Source organism: Rhodococcus olei (assembly GCF_039540555.1).
Classification (GTDB): Bacteria; Actinomycetota; Actinomycetes; order Mycobacteriales; family Mycobacteriaceae; genus Rhodococcus_G; species Rhodococcus_G olei.
This window is the reverse complement of the sequence record NZ_BAABFB010000069.1, coordinates 12,692-27,025: the sequence shown is the minus strand read 5'-3', so window position 1 is coordinate 27,025 and position 14,334 is coordinate 12,692. Positions and strand designations below refer to the sequence as shown.

Annotated in this window: 10 protein-coding genes and 1 pseudogene; 4 read left to right on the top strand and 7 right to left on the bottom strand. The window is 70.2% G+C overall.

Annotated elements, in window-relative coordinates; translation table 11 throughout:
* Together ABD951_RS23445 and ABD951_RS23435 are read right to left on the bottom strand one after the other, a co-directional pair.
* A pseudogene (locus tag ABD951_RS23445) lies at nt 1–406 on the bottom strand (hypothetical protein); the annotation flags it as partial.
* A 611-nt stretch (nt 407–1,017) separates the two neighbouring features.
* Nucleotides 1,018–1,320: a DUF4193 domain-containing protein gene (locus tag ABD951_RS23435; RefSeq protein WP_345351069.1), complete on the bottom strand. Its 303-nt coding sequence runs from the start codon at nt 1,318–1,320 to the stop codon at nt 1,018–1,020.
* A gap of 1,555 nt (nt 1,321–2,875) precedes the next feature.
* On the opposite strand from ABD951_RS23435, the gene ABD951_RS23425 reads away from it, so the two are divergent.
* Together ABD951_RS23425 and ABD951_RS23420 are read left to right on the top strand one after the other, a co-directional pair.
* Nucleotides 2,876–3,250 carry a hypothetical protein gene (locus ABD951_RS23425; protein WP_425569930.1) on the top strand — a complete coding sequence of 125 codons (375 nt, stop codon included), beginning with the start codon at nt 2,876–2,878 and terminating at the stop codon, nt 3,248–3,250.
* 280 nt (nt 3,251–3,530) lie between these two features.
* Complete coding sequence (locus ABD951_RS23420; protein WP_345351066.1) at nt 3,531–4,151, top strand: antibiotic biosynthesis monooxygenase; 621 nt, start codon at nt 3,531–3,533, stop codon at nt 4,149–4,151.
* A gap of 899 nt (nt 4,152–5,050) precedes the next feature.
* On the opposite strand, the gene ABD951_RS23415 is transcribed toward ABD951_RS23420, so the two are convergent.
* Entirely contained in the window at nt 5,051–5,941 is an 891-nt protein-coding gene (locus ABD951_RS23415; protein ID WP_345351075.1) for a class I SAM-dependent methyltransferase, read from the bottom strand.
* Nucleotides 5,942–6,092: 151 nt separating this feature from the next.
* Between ABD951_RS23415 and ABD951_RS23410 the strand changes: the two genes are divergently transcribed.
* The gene (locus ABD951_RS23410) at nt 6,093–8,036 is read left to right on the top strand and encodes a sulfatase-like hydrolase/transferase (RefSeq protein ID WP_345351063.1); all 1,944 of its coding nucleotides are present in this window, start codon (nt 6,093–6,095) and stop codon (nt 8,034–8,036) included.
* Here ABD951_RS23410 and ABD951_RS23405 read toward each other — a convergent pair.
* The 3 genes from ABD951_RS23405 to ABD951_RS23395 form a co-directional block, all read right to left on the bottom strand.
* Nucleotides 8,011–9,117, bottom strand: a complete 1,107-nt coding sequence (locus ABD951_RS23405) for a DUF2235 domain-containing protein (protein ID WP_345351060.1) — start codon at nt 9,115–9,117, stop codon at nt 8,011–8,013. The genes ABD951_RS23410 and ABD951_RS23405 overlap by 26 nt on opposite strands.
* A gap of 106 nt (nt 9,118–9,223) precedes the next feature.
* Nucleotides 9,224–11,680, bottom strand: a complete 2,457-nt coding sequence (locus ABD951_RS23400; RefSeq protein ID WP_345351057.1) for an ATP-dependent Clp protease ATP-binding subunit — start codon at nt 11,678–11,680, stop codon at nt 9,224–9,226.
* A 120-nt stretch (nt 11,681–11,800) separates the two neighbouring features.
* The gene (locus tag ABD951_RS23395; RefSeq protein WP_345351054.1) at nt 11,801–12,586 is read right to left on the bottom strand and encodes a thioesterase family protein; all 786 of its coding nucleotides are present in this window, start codon (nt 12,584–12,586) and stop codon (nt 11,801–11,803) included.
* 100 nt (nt 12,587–12,686) lie between these two features.
* Between ABD951_RS23395 and ABD951_RS23390 the strand changes: the two genes are divergently transcribed.
* The gene (locus ABD951_RS23390) at nt 12,687–13,985 is read left to right on the top strand and encodes a type I glutamate--ammonia ligase (RefSeq protein WP_345351051.1); all 1,299 of its coding nucleotides are present in this window, start codon (nt 12,687–12,689) and stop codon (nt 13,983–13,985) included.
* Nucleotides 13,986–14,013: 28 nt separating this feature from the next.
* On the opposite strand, the gene ABD951_RS23385 is transcribed toward ABD951_RS23390, so the two are convergent.
* Nucleotides 14,014–14,304: a hypothetical protein gene (locus ABD951_RS23385; RefSeq protein ID WP_345351048.1), complete on the bottom strand. Its 291-nt coding sequence runs from the start codon at nt 14,302–14,304 to the stop codon at nt 14,014–14,016.
* Between the last annotated feature and the right edge of the window lie 30 nt (nt 14,305–14,334).

Here is a 14,334-nt window from a genome sequence, read left to right as displayed (position 1 = left end):
CGGCCACGACGGGGAGCAACTCCGGGTGCGGACGCTCCGAGGTCGGCCAGACCAGAGCGACCCCGGTCGTGGCCAGGGCGACCCACGCGATCGTGTCGTGACCGGTGGCCACGATCAGCGGCGACCCCACCAGGAGCACTCCCGCGATCACGGTGTGACGGCCGGTGACCGGCCTGCCGAGCCACAGCCCGCGAGAGACGAACAGGGCGGCGACCGCGACCGCGTACACCCACACCCGCGGCCCGCCGAGGGGCCGGACCGTCACGACGACGACCACCACGAGCACGACGGCGGGCAGACAGACAGATCCGAGGCGCCGCCGACGGGCCGCCGCCGATCCGGCCCGGCGCCGGACCGTGTCGGGCGCCGACGTCCTCCGGTTCGTCTGGTCCGCGCCACCCGCCATGCCACCGTCCCCTCTCAGCCGACGCCGCGCAGCGGGTGTGCGGCATCCCGCTCATGCCGTTGCAGCAGATCACCGATCACGGCACCCACAGCTCCCTCACCAAAACTAGCTCGCGCTGGCGCCCGGGTAGCCACCTGCGCCGGCTAGCGCAGCGCCCGAGGGATCGTCCGATGGCCACTGCTACCTCTCGAACCACTTCACCCGATCCGGAATGCAGCGACGTGACTTGCGAGGCGCTCGCCTTCTGGCCGCCGCACATGAGCGTCGCCGCCCTGAGAAGCGAACGCCTTCACAGCGAGCGTGCCGGCTGTTGCACGCGCACACCCCACGATCCTCCACGCACGCGGCACGTCCAGGACAGCGGGCGGGCGATTGCGCCGGAGCGGCAACGAGGCCACCAACGGCCTTACCCGAGTTGGTTGACGCGCCCACTGGCGCGCTCGGGGCCGGGACGGCATCGTGGACGGTGAGGTCGTCACGCTCGACGAGAGGGGCGGCCATCGTTCGCTCGGCTGCAACGCCGGATGCACGTGCAGCGGCCGACGGCACAGCTCCGGGCCGCCGCACCGGTGGCGTTCTTCGCCACGGTGTGACGAACGGCCGCCGGCAGCTCAGCCGGCGCAGTCCAGACAGATCATCTGCCCGTCGGCGGTGTCGGCGAGACGGCTGCGGTGATGGACGAGGAAGCAACTGGTGCAGGTGAATTCGTCCGCCCTCTTGGGGATCACCCGAACCGTGAGCTCCTCCCCCGACAGGTCGGCGCCGGGCAGCTCGAAGGACTCCGCGGTGTCCGCCTCCTCGACGTCGACGACGGCCGATTGCGACTGGTCCTTCCGGGCCTTCAGCTCGTCGAGCGAGTCTTCGGCCACCTCGTCGAGATCGGTCTTCCTGGATGAGTCGTAGTCGGTGGCCATGACCCCATCCCCTTTCTGCAGCCTTCCCGACTCCCGCACCGTCCGCCGCGGGAGTCGGTGGTATGTCAACGCTCCGATGTCGCGTTTTGTGCCCGCAATCCATCCGGACGAGGGAAATCGTCACGATCCACTCAATTGTTCACCGGCGATGTCGGCAGCCACCCCGGGCGCTGTCATGGCATTCGTCTCGGATCGGCACTGCCGCCTTCTCGCCGACAGGTCAATGGCGCGTCAGCAGCCTGTCCTGTTTGACGGCCCTCCACCAGCATTCCCGGGCCGTCCCACGACACCGGGAAGACTTGTCGCGGTGATCCGCATCGGATCGGCCCTGACTGGTGCGACCCCAGGACAACGGCCCATCGGTCGAAGATCCCAGACCACGAGGTGGAGCGTCTCAAGGATTCTCGTCGGCCGCCTCGACGACGTGGAGAACCCACTGTGGAGCTCCCTCATGTGGCACGCGACGAGGTCTGCGCCACCTTCGTCGAGACGGTGGCTGCGCACTGGTTCGCGTGGGCGGCCACCGGCACCGCCGCACCGACCACATCGCTGCGGGCAATGGGCTCACGCCGGACACGGCGTGTGGTGCCAGGTGTACAGGCTCCCCGAGGCCGATCTGGTGCGGCCCGGCGACGGCACCACCGTCGGCCCCGCCTCACTGGTGATGCGAGGCGACACCGTCCGCTCGTCCACCCACTGGTCGGGCATCGCACCCGCAACCCGACCGACCCCACGAGCGAGTCGAAGAGACGAATCCGACGGTGACGACCGCCGGATCTACGTCAATGCCGTCACCGAGACGACGCTGCTCATCCCCCGGTGGCGCGGACGTGAATGCGGCGCCCGTGGCGAGCGCGGCCTCGACCCCTGCGCTCCACCAGGAGTGGAACCGCCAGGGGTAACGAACCTCGGGGCAGGTCAGCGAGTCAATCAAAGCCGGGGCAGCCCCGTCCGAGGCCGCACGAGATGCGCCCGGCCCTGCTGCACGAACCGCACACAGCCCCCTACCTCGCGCGCTACAGGCGGGTTTCAACCGTGTCGAAGCGATTGCCCACTCGGACCGCGGTGTTCGGGTGCTGGTCCAGCAGCAGACGGCTAATGCGCGCTGAAGAGGGCGCGGTGGATATCCTCGCTGGTCCCCTTCGCGGGAGTGGGTTCGCCGACACACCCGCCGACCAATGCTCCTGCGGGCGTGTTGTTCCCGCGGGCACGCTCGCCCTGCAGGTCGGAGAAGAGTGGTCCGTCCAGATCAGTCGTCTCGATCAAAATTGGTCCTCACTTGTCGTCCGGCATACGGCAGCAACCGGAACTTGGCTGACTTTCAAGCCCGCACGAGACCTTCCACGGCCTTGTCGAAGACGTCTTGTACGCGGCCGAGGTGCTCGATCACCGAAAGCGGTCGTCTGGCGTACCCGGTTCGCCGGGGCCTGAAGAACCCACGTGGCCCGCAACCCACTGTACGGCTCCCCTCGAAACGTCGGGCGCCGACCACCACATCCGGCGAGCGCCGAAGCCGAAGCCAGCCGACGCTCCCGGGAGTAACCCCCTGATCCGCGTGGCGTTCTGGGATGTGCCAGACGCCGAGAGCGCCGCCCATGCGACGGTCGTGGGCGGACGCGACGATCAGGGCGCCCGGTGCGTCCCGACCGGGCTGATGCTGATCGTCGTGACCGTCACCACGTTCACCCAGGGCACCCACCTGGAGGTCATCGCGATGCCGCCTGGTCCTCGCCATGAGGGGCATCCGCCGGCACTACCACCGCCTACAGAAGGAATGGGCCAAGCACGACCTCCCGGTGCCGCCGAAGGTGCTCGCCTCCCCGTACCGGGAGATCATCCGACCGATCGTCAACTACGTCAGGAACATCCGCCGGGACAGCCCTGCGAGGTCATCACCATCTACATCCCCGAATACGTCGTCGGGCACTGACGGGAACACCTGCTGCACAACCAGAACGCCCTGCGGTTGAAGGCCCGGCTGCTGTTCAGTGGCTTCTCCCTGTTCGAAGGGAGGATTGGCGCGATCAGCGAAACACGGTTGTCCGCACACCGCAGGTCCAGGAGCGTCCTGTGTGACCGACGATGCACCGCCCGGGGCCCGGTAGACCGGTACCGGGAAGGCGCATTGCCACCCCACCTGCAATAGGGGAAGGGTGGAGGTGGACCGGTGGCGCCACCGGGGCGCCGCCCCGTCAGGGAAGGGGCCGATCGTGTACGCACGTTCAACCACAATCCAGGCGCAACCCACCTCCATCGACGACGGTGTCACGCACGTCCGAGACGTGGTGATGCCCGCGCTCGAGGGCATCGACGGATGTGTCGGCCTGTCCCTGCTCGTCGACCGGGAGTCCGGTCGCTGCATCGTCACCACCGCATGGGAGTCCGAGGAGGCCATGCGGGCCGCGGCGGAGCGGGTCCGGCCCCTCCGCGAGCGGGCCGCGGAGATGTTCGGCGGCACCACCGAGGTCGAGGAGTGGGACATCGCCGTCCTGCACCGGGACCACCGCTCCCACGAGGGCGCCTGCGTGCGGGCGATCTGGGTGAAGGTCGAGCCGGACCAGGCCGACCGGGCCATCGACATCTACAAGGTCGCCGCGCTTCCGATGATGGAGGATCTCGAGGGGTTCTGCAGCGCCAGCCTGCTGGTCGACCGCGCGACCGGCCGTGCGGTGTCCTCGGAGACGTTCGACAGCCTCGAGGCGTTGGACCGGAACCGGGAGAAGGCGGCCGCGGACCGGCTCATCGGCATCCAGGAGGCCGGCGCAGAGGTGCTCGAGGTGTGCGAGTTCGAGCTGGCGCTCGCCCATCTGCGCGTACCCGAGCTCGCATGACCGGGAAGTGATCGCGCGCGAGAGCCCGCCCCGCGAGGTCGACGACCCGCTGTGACGGTCGCCGGGCTCCCGAACATATCCCGGTCGTTGTGTCCCATTCCCTCGGCGTTCACCGTTGACCGGAGAGGTGGTCGGCGACGAGGAGTGGCTTCGTCACCTGCTCGCCGCCCGACAAGCGGCGAGCACCCAGCTCCGAACGGACCACGGTGCGAACGATCACGCGGCGACTCGGCGCGCCACTGCGAGCACCACACCGCCGGGAAACAGTCGGGCCGGAAGACCGCAAGCCGGACCCCGGCCGGTGCGGGGCCGACCTTGCCTCGGCACCGGTCCGGTCCCCATGCGCGCCGGCCCACGAAGTGCCGGCCCGTGCATCGCAGGCGTGGCGGTTGTGTCGATGACCGGTCGTCGCCGGAATCGCCGGGCCGCCGCTGCACCCGCGGCTGTCGGCAGCGGAAAAACGCGCACGCCCCCGGTCCTACGCTGCAGGCGTGCTCCATCTTTGCGACCTGTGTCTTCCTGATCCGCGCCTGGATCATCGCGGTGCCGCCGATCCCGACGGCGGCCACGGTCGCCGCGTCGAAGCCCGCCGTGGAGAGGTCGAAACCGCCGGTCCCCGGCGCATCGACCGGTCCGGCCACAGCGGCGCGCAGCGACTCCACGATCGAGCCGAGGACAGGTGAGGATTCGTCGGTGCCGGTGGACATGAAACTTCCTTCGTCGTTCGGATCAGTCCACCCCAGGACACCGGACCTCACTTGCCGACCACTTACCGTCGTCTCCGGCGGCAGTTACGGCCCGTGCGGCACCCACCGCTCCACGAGGCCGGCGAGCAGGTCCGCGCCAGAAACTCACCGCCGACGACCGCCACAGCCCGGACACCGGGCCCGGAAGCCCGCCTACTTCGCGGCGGTCAGATACGCCGCCGTCCGCGCCAGGTCCGCGAGGTCCTCGGGCAGCTCGGGGATCTGCACCCCGTAGGACGTCGCCAGTTCGATCGGTGTGCAGCGCCGCACCGTCCAGCCATGGTCGGTCAGCCACCGGTCCGGATCGGCCCTCTCGTCGTCGTAGAACAACGCGGCGACGTCCATGCCGCCGAACGGCCTGTCCCCGAAGTACTTGTCCCGCAACGCGACGAACCGCCGGACGTCCATGCCGGCCCCGAAACCGTCGACGGCGATGCGGCTCCCGCCCGCCGAGAGTCCGTCGATCCGGTCGAACAACGCGTCGTGCGCGGCGCCCGGCAGGTAGGGCAGCAGACCCTCCGCCGACCACGCGGTCGGGCGATCGGGGTCGAACCCAGCGGCCGTCAGCGCCGCGGGCCAGTCCTCGCGCAGGTCGACCGCCACGACCCGCCGATCCGCTCTCGGCCTGGCTCCGTGTGCCGCGAGGACCTCGGCCTTGAACTCGAGGACCTTCGGCTGGTCGACCTCGTACACCGTCGCGCCCGCCGGCCAGTCGAGGCGATACGCCCGCGCATCCAGTCCCGCCGCGACGATCACCGCCTGCGTGACGCCGTCCGCCGCGGCGGAGTCGAAGTGGTCGTCGAAGAACCGGGTCCGGACCCCCATGAAGCCGGGGAAGAAGAACGGCAGGTCCTCGAGCGGCGACGGATCCGCCAGCAGTGCCGTGAACTGCTCGTCCCCGGCCGCCTCGACGAACCAGCGCGCGTAGTGGTCCTCGATCAGCGCATCCGGTCGCGCCGTCTCGAGCGCCCGAAACGTCGCCACGCCCAACGCGGTACGGCCCACGCTGCTCACGATGTCCCAATTGTCCCCGTCGGTTCGCATCGCCACCCACGTCCCTCGAACTCGGACCCCTCAGCCGACATTACGCCTCCGACGGCGGCGGCCGGGCCACGGAATTTCGCCAATCCCGGCGTGGCGAACCCGCGACAGGAGTACCCAGGAGAAGGGGTTTTCCTCGAGAAAGGGCCACTCGATGTCCGATCACGAGTCTCCGTCCGATCACCGGTCGCGGTCCGACCACGAGCCGACTGCGCACCTCCGCGGACCCCGTATCGACCGCCGCGCGTTCCTCACCGGCGCCGCCGCCGTCGCGGGTGGTGTGACGGTCATGTGCACCCTGTTCGACCGCCGCGCCGATGCCGCGGAGGCGCCGCTCACGCCGCCGCGCGGCGGCTACGTCCAGCCGAACATCGTGTTCATCGTCGTCGACGAGATGCGGTTCCCGCAGGTGTTCCCGGCGGGTGTCACCACCCCGGACGAGTTCCTGCGCAGGTTCATGCCGAACCTGCACGGGCTGTGGGCGCACGGCGTGAAGTTCGGGCAGCACTACACCGCGGGCGTCGCGTGCAGCCCGGGCCGGGCCTGCTTCGCGACGGGCCTGTACCCGATGCAGACGTGGCTGCTGCAGACCCGCACCGGAACCCGGGACGCCCCGGTTCCGTCGCCCGCACTCGGGCGCGGGTTCCCCACGTACGGCCGCATCCTGCGGCAGGCCGGATACGAGACGCCGTACGTCGGCAAGTGGCACCTGTCGCCGTCGCCGGAGCAGGACGTCGGGGTCGGGCAGGGATACCTCGACGGATACGGCTTCGAGGGGCTCACGATGCCGGACGTGATCGGCAACAACGGCGACGGGATCAACTACGACGCCTCGATCGCGCGCCAAGGGGCCGACTGGCTGGCGCATCGCCGTTCCGGCCAGCCGCCCTTCTGTCTGACGGTCAGCTTCGTCAATCCGCACGACAAGCAGTTCTTCTGGGCGGGCACCGAGGCGGACCGCTACAACGCTCTGTTCAGCAGCCACCAGCCACCGCTGACGCCGGCGCGGGTCTGGAAGCAGGACACCGGCGCCGAGGCGGATCCGCCGCGGCTCGGCTACCCGTCCATCCCGCCGAACTGGGAGCCCGCGTCGGCGCTGTCGTCGAAGCCGTCGACGCAGTACTTCGCGCGCGAGTTCCAGTCGCTGGTGTGGGGCGGGGTCACCGACGATCACGCGAACGGCGGGGGCTTCCTGATCCGTCCCTACGGCGACGGCACCGACTCGTCCCGCAACGTGGGGTACGCGCCGTACACGTACTGGGAGCGTGCACTCGACAGCTACACGCAGGTGCTGTCGATGGTCGACGAGAACATCGGCACCGTCCTGCACGCACTGCCCGAGGACGTCGCCCGCAACACCGTGTTCGTGATGACCTCCGACCACGGCGAGTACGCGGGCGCGCACGGTTTCGTGTCCGGCAAGCTCGGCACCGCGTACGACGAGGCGTTCCACGTCCCGCTGATCGTCGCCGACCCGACGGGCCGGTTCACCGGGGACACCGACACCATGCGCGCGCAGATGACGTCCAGCGTCGACGTGCTGCCGATGCTCGCCACCCTCGCCCACGGCGACCGCGGCTGGATGACCGGCGATCTCGCGGTGGCCTACGCGGAACGCCTCGACCTGATGCCGCTCCTGCGCAGCGCCACCGCACCCGGCCGCGACCACCTCGTGTTCGCCACCAACGAACATGCCCCCCAGTCGGTCAACTGGAACAACAGTCCGCTGCACATCTACGTGCTGCGCACCCCGGAGGCGAAGGTCGCGGTGTACGCCCACTGGGTCGGCAACACCGCGTACCTGGACCCGCGGACGTTCCAGTACGAGTTCTACGACTACGCCACCGAGCGGGGCCGGGCCGAACTCGACAACACCTTCGACGCCGATCCGCGCGCGAAAGCGATGGCGGCCCAACTGATGACGCAGTACCTGCCCGGCCAGCTGGCCGCTCCCCTGCCGCCGTCGTTCGCCGATCAGGGTGCCGCCGCACAGGCCCGGTACCTGACGTATGTCGAGGCGATCAACGCGATCAACAACGTTCAGATCGACGCCGAGAACGCCCTCGCGAAACTCACCCCGTACGGAGAGGTGTTCTGACCGCAGGTGCACCCGGCCGGGCGCACCAGTTCTCGTCGACCCAGACCGGGTCGTGCAGCCGGGGGCCGTAGGTCGGCTGCGCCTCGCGGCGCGTCCGGACGCTGGCGTGCACCCGCACGCCGCGGGCAGGCTTGCGGGGACGCGGGATCACGAGGTCCCAGATCCGGCTCATGGTGTGCACCTTCACCGTTGCGCTGTGCGCGTCGGGCGTCGGCAGGTCCCGCAGTTCCTCCCGCTCGCGCAGCAGCAGACCGTGCGCCACCGCATCGTCGAGCACCCACCGCAGCGAGATGTCGGCGAGCTCGTGCTCGGGGAAGCCCCCTCCGACGTCGGAGTGGACTCCCGCGAACCAGGCCTCCTCGATGCGCGGGTTCAACACCGGGTACTCGCGGAACGGTCGCCTCTTCTCGTCGATCGAGACGGCGTGCCGACCGGCGAGCACACTTTCCAGGCGCCCGGTGTCCTCGAAGAACAGGTCCCGCCGGAAGATCCCCGGCGCACTGACCGTGTCCCACACGCCGAGGTACCGAACGGGAACCGAGAAGCCGCCGTCGACCGCCCGGCAGACGGTGCTCGAGAACTCCGCGGCCTCCCTTCGGTCGTCGTCGGTCCACTCGTGCCGCCGCGCGTACGTCCCGATCGCGTACTGCACGAGGTTCTCCGACGACGGCCGGGGAATACCGATCAGGTGCAGCATCCCGGCGAGGGCGCGTGCGGAGTGGGCGCCGCGGCTGAACCCGAACAGGTAGATCCGGTCGCCGGGTTCCCAATGGTTCATCAGGAAGGTGTAGGCCTCGGCCAGGTTCGTCTTCATCCCGACCCCGAACGCGAGTCCGAGCATCCGGGACCACCACCGCCCGACCCGGGTCCACGCCCCGGCGGACGAGAAGGTTCCGACGCCGGGGTCGTAGTAGACCTTCTGTAGACCGGTGGTGTTCTCGAGTGCCCGGAACAGCCGGAGGACGTTGGTGTTCCGGCCGGCGCGGATCTGATTGCCGGTGCCGTCGAGACAGATGACGATGTTCTTCGCCGCCGGGGTCTTCGCCACAGCGGTCTTCGGCGCGAGTTCGTTGCCCGACATGGCTCGGCCTCCTCGTAGCTCGTGCACCCGACGCTACGAGGAGCGGGCACGGCGGGGCACGCGTAGTGCACTACCCGAATTCGCACCGCCGGACCGGAGCAACCCGTCAGGCGTCCGGCGCCACCGTGCCCTCGGTCCCGTCGGGCGCGACGCGTTCGAGGATCAGGCCGGTGCCGTCGGCGTCGACCCGGACGGTGTCGCCGCCGTCGATCGTGCCGGCCAGCAGCATGTTCGACAGCTTGTTGTCGAGTTCCTTCTGGACGGTCCGGCGCAGCGGCCGCGCCCCGAACCGTGGTTCGAAGCCGGTCTCGACGAGCCAGTCGACGGCGGCGTCGGTGACGTCGAGTTCGACGTCCTGGGCCCGCAGGAGCCGTCGGGTCCGGTCGAGGATCAGCCCGACGATCTGGTGCAGTTGCTCCTCGTCCAGCCGGTGGAACACGACGGTCTCGTCGATCCGGTTGAGGAACTCGGGCCGGAAGTGCGAGTGCAGGCGTTCCATCAGCGCGGGCATCAGCGCCGCGAGGTCGTCGTCGGTCGCGTTCAGGATCAGGTCCGAGCCGAGATTGCTGGTCATGATCACGATGGTGTTCTTGAAGTCGACGGTGCGGCCCTGCGCGTCGGTGACCCGGCCGTCGTCGAGCAGCTGCAGCAGCACGTTGAACACGTCCGGGTGCGCCTTCTCGACCTCGTCGAACAGGATCACCGAGTACGGCTGCCGCCGCACCTTGTCGGTGAGCTGACCGGCCTCCTCGTAGCCGACGTATCCGGGCGGGGCGCCGACGAGCCGGGAGACGGTGTGCTTCTCCTGGAACTCGCTCATGTCGAAGCGGATCATCCGGTCCTCGTCGCCGAACACCGCGTCCGCCAACGCCTTCGCGAGTTCGGTCTTGCCGACACCGGTGGGGCCGAGGAACAGGAACGAGCCGGTCGGCCGGTTCGGGTCGGCCAGCCCGGCCCGGGCCCGGCGCACCGCCTCGGCGACGGAGGTGACGGCGTCCTCCTGGCCGACGACGCGCGCGTGCAGCACGTCCTCGAGCGCGAGCAGCCGGGCCCGTTCCTCGCTGGTGAGGTCGGCGACCGGGATGCCGGTGCGACGCGAGATCACCTCGGCGATGTCGACGACCTCGACCTCGGGTGTGGCGCCGGTCGCGGCGGTGCCGAGCGCCTCCTCCTTCTCGGTGATCTGCTTCTTGAGTTCGTTGGCCCGCTCGTAGTCCTCGGCGGAGACGGCGGAGTCCTTCTCGCGCCGCAGCCGCGCGAGTTCCTCCTCCGCGGACCGGGTGTCGGCGTCGGGGGTCTTCGTGCGCAGTCGCACCCGGGCCCCGGCCTGGTCGATCAGGTCGATCGCCTTGTCCGGCATGAACCGGTCGGTGATGTAGCGGTCGGACAGTTCCGCGGCCGCCACCAGCGCCTCGTCGGAGTAGTGCACCTGGTGGTGCTCCTCGTACACGTCGACGAGGCCGCGGAGGATCTCGATCGTGTCGTCGACGGACGGCTCGGCCACCATCACCGGCTGGAACCGGCGTTCGAGCGCGGCGTCCTTCTCGATGTAGCGGCGGTACTCGTCGATCGTGGTCGCACCGATCGCGTGCAGGTCACCGCGGGCCAGCGCCGGCTTGAGCAGGTTTCCGGCGTCCATCGAACCCTCGCCGCCGGCGCCCGCGCCGACGATGGTGTGCAGTTCGTCGATGAACACGACCAGCTCGTCGGAGTGCTCGCGGACCTCGTCGAGGATCTTCGTCAGCCGTTCCTCGAACTCGCCGCGGTACTTGCTGCCCGCGACCAGCGATCCGACGTCGAGCGCGACGACCCGCCGGTCGGCGAGCGTGGTCGGGACGTCGCCGTTGACGATCCGCTGCGCGAGGCCCTCGACGATCGCGGTCTTGCCGACGCCGGGGTCGCCGATCAGGACGGGATTGTTCTTGCGGCGGCGGGACAGGATCTCGACGGTCTGCGCGATCTCGTCGGCCCGGCCGACGACCGGGTCCACCGCACCCTCGCGGGCCTCGGCGGTCAGGTCGCGGCCGTACTGGTCCAGGGTCGGGGTGACGCTGGGCGCCGCGCCGGCCGTTCCGGCCTCGATCTTCGCACCGGACAGTGCCCGCGCCGCCGGGCTCTCGGCGTTGGAGGCGATGCCGAGCAGGATGTGTTCGGGGCCGATGTAGCTGATGCCGGACTGGCCCGCCTCGCGTTGCGCGGTGCGGAGGGCGAGCTTGGCCGCCGGGCTGAGCGCGATCTGCCCGTCTCCGCCGCCGTCACCCGTCCCGATCGAGTCGCGCATCTGCTCGGCGACCTTGTCCGGATCGAGGTTCAGGCCGCTGATGACCCCGCGGGTCGGGTCGGCCAGGGTCGCCGCGTACAGCAGATGCTCGGGTGTGATCTCCGGGTTCCCCCAGTCGTCGGCGGCCTGACGGGCCAGTGCAACCAGCTGTTTCGCGTCGTCGTTGAGCAGCCGCCCGAGGTCGACCCGCTGTACCGGGGATCGGGACACCGATCCGGATCCGAAGAACCGGCTGAAGATGTCGTCGAACGGATCGTGTGCCGGGAGCCAGCTGTCGCTCATCGCATACCTCGAATGTCCGGGAGCGGCCCGCGGGGCCGCGTGCGTGATCGGGCCGCTCCCATCATCACGCAGACGCCGGGGCCGCGCAGCGGACGAGGGCCACCCGCACGCCCACGGTCGTCAGGGGACGGGGCGCACGGTGAGGATCTGGTTCGCGTGACCGACCGGCCCGTCGACGTCGTGCAGAACGCTCGAGGTCAGCCCGTGCCCGTCCGGGCCGAAGGTGACCGTGGTGTCGAGACCGACCCAGTCGCCGCGGGGCCGGCGGGTCAGGTGGATGGTCAGGTCGACGTTCGGGAACATCCACTCGGTCGGCGACCGACGCACCGCGATGCCGTTGGCGGTGTCGACCAGCGCGACGTACCGGGCGAGGGCGCCGACCTCCTCACCCGCCACGAGTGCGGCCGGGGTGGAGATCCACGCGGTGGTGCGGCCCGGCTGCGGCGCGCCGACCGTGCGCACGTCGAGCGAGGCGATGTAGCCACCCGGCCACAGGTCCGACATCTTCCAGCGGTCCAGCGTGCCGGGGTGCGGGAGCACGGCATCGGGCCCGCCCGCGACCGCGGAGGTGTCCAGCACCGCCATCCGCCACACCCGCGCCCGTACCGCCGGCCGGCCCGCCGCGGTCACCGTCGCCTCGAGCAGTTCGATCGTGCGGCCGGGGCGCACCACCTGTACGTCGATGTCGAAGTCCTCGATCGCCAGGACGCCGAGGATGTCGATGCCGATCCGGGCGATCTCCATCTCGTCCGGGCCTCGTCCGGCGACGAACCGCTCCACCGCGTGCACGATGAGTCCGTTGAGCGGGCTGATGTGCTGCTCCGCCTCGGTCCACGCCCCTCCGGTGAGCGCGGTCGGGCGGTACCGGCGGTCGTCGACACGAACGAAGTAGCTCTCCGAATTCATGACCACATTCTGTCCCGTCGACCGCATCCGCCGGATTCCGGCATGCCCGCGGTACCACGGTGGGACACTGAATCCGCCCGTTCGACGAAGTGGGGGCCGCATGGCGACACGGCAACCCGGACTGGTGATCGGTTCGGTCGTGGACATGGCCGGGGTGGCGCGCGCCAAGGTGATGCCCGCCGACCGGCTCGACGCCTTCGTCACCGCCGGCGCGGGCGCGTCGACCTGCTGGATGGTGTTCTGCGCGGACGACCACCTCGCGTTCACCGACACGCTGTCGGTGGTCGGCGACCTGCGGCTGCGGATCGCCCGCGACGACCTGCGCGACCTCGGTGAGGGCACCTGGTGGGCACCGGCGGACCTGACCGTCCAGGACGGCGGCCCGTGGCCGGGCTGCCCGCGCCGTGCCCTGCGCTCGATGGTCGGCAGGCTCGCCGCCGACGGGGTGGACGCGCTCGTCGGTCACGAACTCGAGTTCGTGTTGTTCGACGCCACCGGGGCCGGTGAGTGGTCCGCGTACGGACTGGGCGCCGCTGTGCGACAACGGGGTTTCGTCTCCGACCTGCTGTCCGCCGCCGACCTTGCCGGGCTCGTGATCGACCAGGTGCACGCGGAGTACGGCCCGAACCAGTACGAGCTGTCGCTGGCACCGGCCGATCCGGTCACCGCGGCCGACCAGGCGGTGCTGGCGCGCCTGCTGGTCTCGGTCACCGCGCGCACGCACGGCATGTCCGCGTCGTTCTCCCCGCTGCCGCTCGAGGGTGGCGCGGGAAACGGTGCACACCAACACCTTTCACTCACGCGCGGCGGGGTCCCGCTGCTGTCCGGCGGGGACGGCCCCCGTGGCCTGACCGACACCGGATGCGGCGCCGTCGCCGGCCTGCTCGCGGTGCTGCCCGACTTCATGCTGCTGCTGGCCGGGTCCCCGCTCTCGCACCTGCGGCTGCTCCCCGACCACTGGGCCGGGGTGTACTGCTGCTGGGGTCTGGAGAACCGCGAGGCCGCGGTGCGGCTGTGCGCCGACACGCCCGGCAATCCGCACGGCGCGAACATCGAGGTCAAACCGATCGACCCGTCCGCGAATCCGTACCTGGCAACAACGGTGCTTCTCGGCGGCGTGCACACCGGGATCACCGATGCACTGCCGCTGCCGCCGGAGGTCACCGTCAACCCGTCGCGGCTGAGCGAGACCGAACGAGCGGAGGCCGGGGTGACGCTGCTGCCGACCGATGCGGCGCAGTGGCTCGACAGGTTCGCGGACTCCCGGTTGGCCCGCGAGCTGTTCGACCCGGTGATTCACGAGGCGGTGGGCGCCGTCCGGGGCTACGAGCTGGACCGCTATCGCGGCCGGTCCGTCGACGAGGTCTGCGAGCGCCTGCGCTGGGCGTGGACCGGCTGACCCGGCACCGTCGCCACCGCCACACCCGTCACCCGCCATCCCACGAGGTGTGGAAGGTGTAGATGCGGCACCCGCGCATGTTCGCGGCGGCGACGACCTGGAGCGCACGGTCGTGGTCGTTCCGCCGTTCGAGGTTGTTGGCCAGCTGCGCCTGATCGGCGCAGTACCCGGTGATCTGCTTGTCCTCGGTCGGGTTGCTGACGTAGGTGTCGCCCGCAGGCACGGACGGCGTGGTCGACGTCGCCGCGATGGCGAACGGTGCTGCGGCGACGAGGAGTGCGATCACGGCACCCGTGGCTGCGACATGACGACGAATCATGGGTACGACGCTTCCGGTACTGGGGACGAC

Bases quoted from the DNA above. Each gene is read 5' to 3' on its own strand.
- ABD951_RS23415 (WP_345351075.1), bottom strand. From the start codon at position 5,941: ATGCGAACCGACGGGGACAATTGGGACATCGTGAGCAGCGTGGGCCGT.
- ABD951_RS23400 (WP_345351057.1), bottom strand. From the start codon at position 11,680: ATGAGCGACAGCTGGCTCCCGGCACACGATCCGTTCGACGACATCTTC.
- ABD951_RS23410 (WP_345351063.1), top strand. From the start codon at position 6,093: ATGTCCGATCACGAGTCTCCGTCCGATCACCGGTCGCGGTCCGACCAC.
- ABD951_RS23390 (WP_345351051.1), top strand. From the start codon at position 12,687: ATGGCGACACGGCAACCCGGACTGGTGATCGGTTCGGTCGTGGACATG.
- ABD951_RS23395 (WP_345351054.1), bottom strand. From the start codon at position 12,586: ATGAATTCGGAGAGCTACTTCGTTCGTGTCGACGACCGCCGGTACCGC.
- ABD951_RS23385 (WP_345351048.1), bottom strand. From the start codon at position 14,304: ATGATTCGTCGTCATGTCGCAGCCACGGGTGCCGTGATCGCACTCCTC.
- ABD951_RS23405 (WP_345351060.1), bottom strand. From the start codon at position 9,117: ATGTCGGGCAACGAACTCGCGCCGAAGACCGCTGTGGCGAAGACCCCG.
- ABD951_RS23435 (WP_345351069.1), bottom strand. From the start codon at position 1,320: ATGGCCACCGACTACGACTCATCCAGGAAGACCGATCTCGACGAGGTG.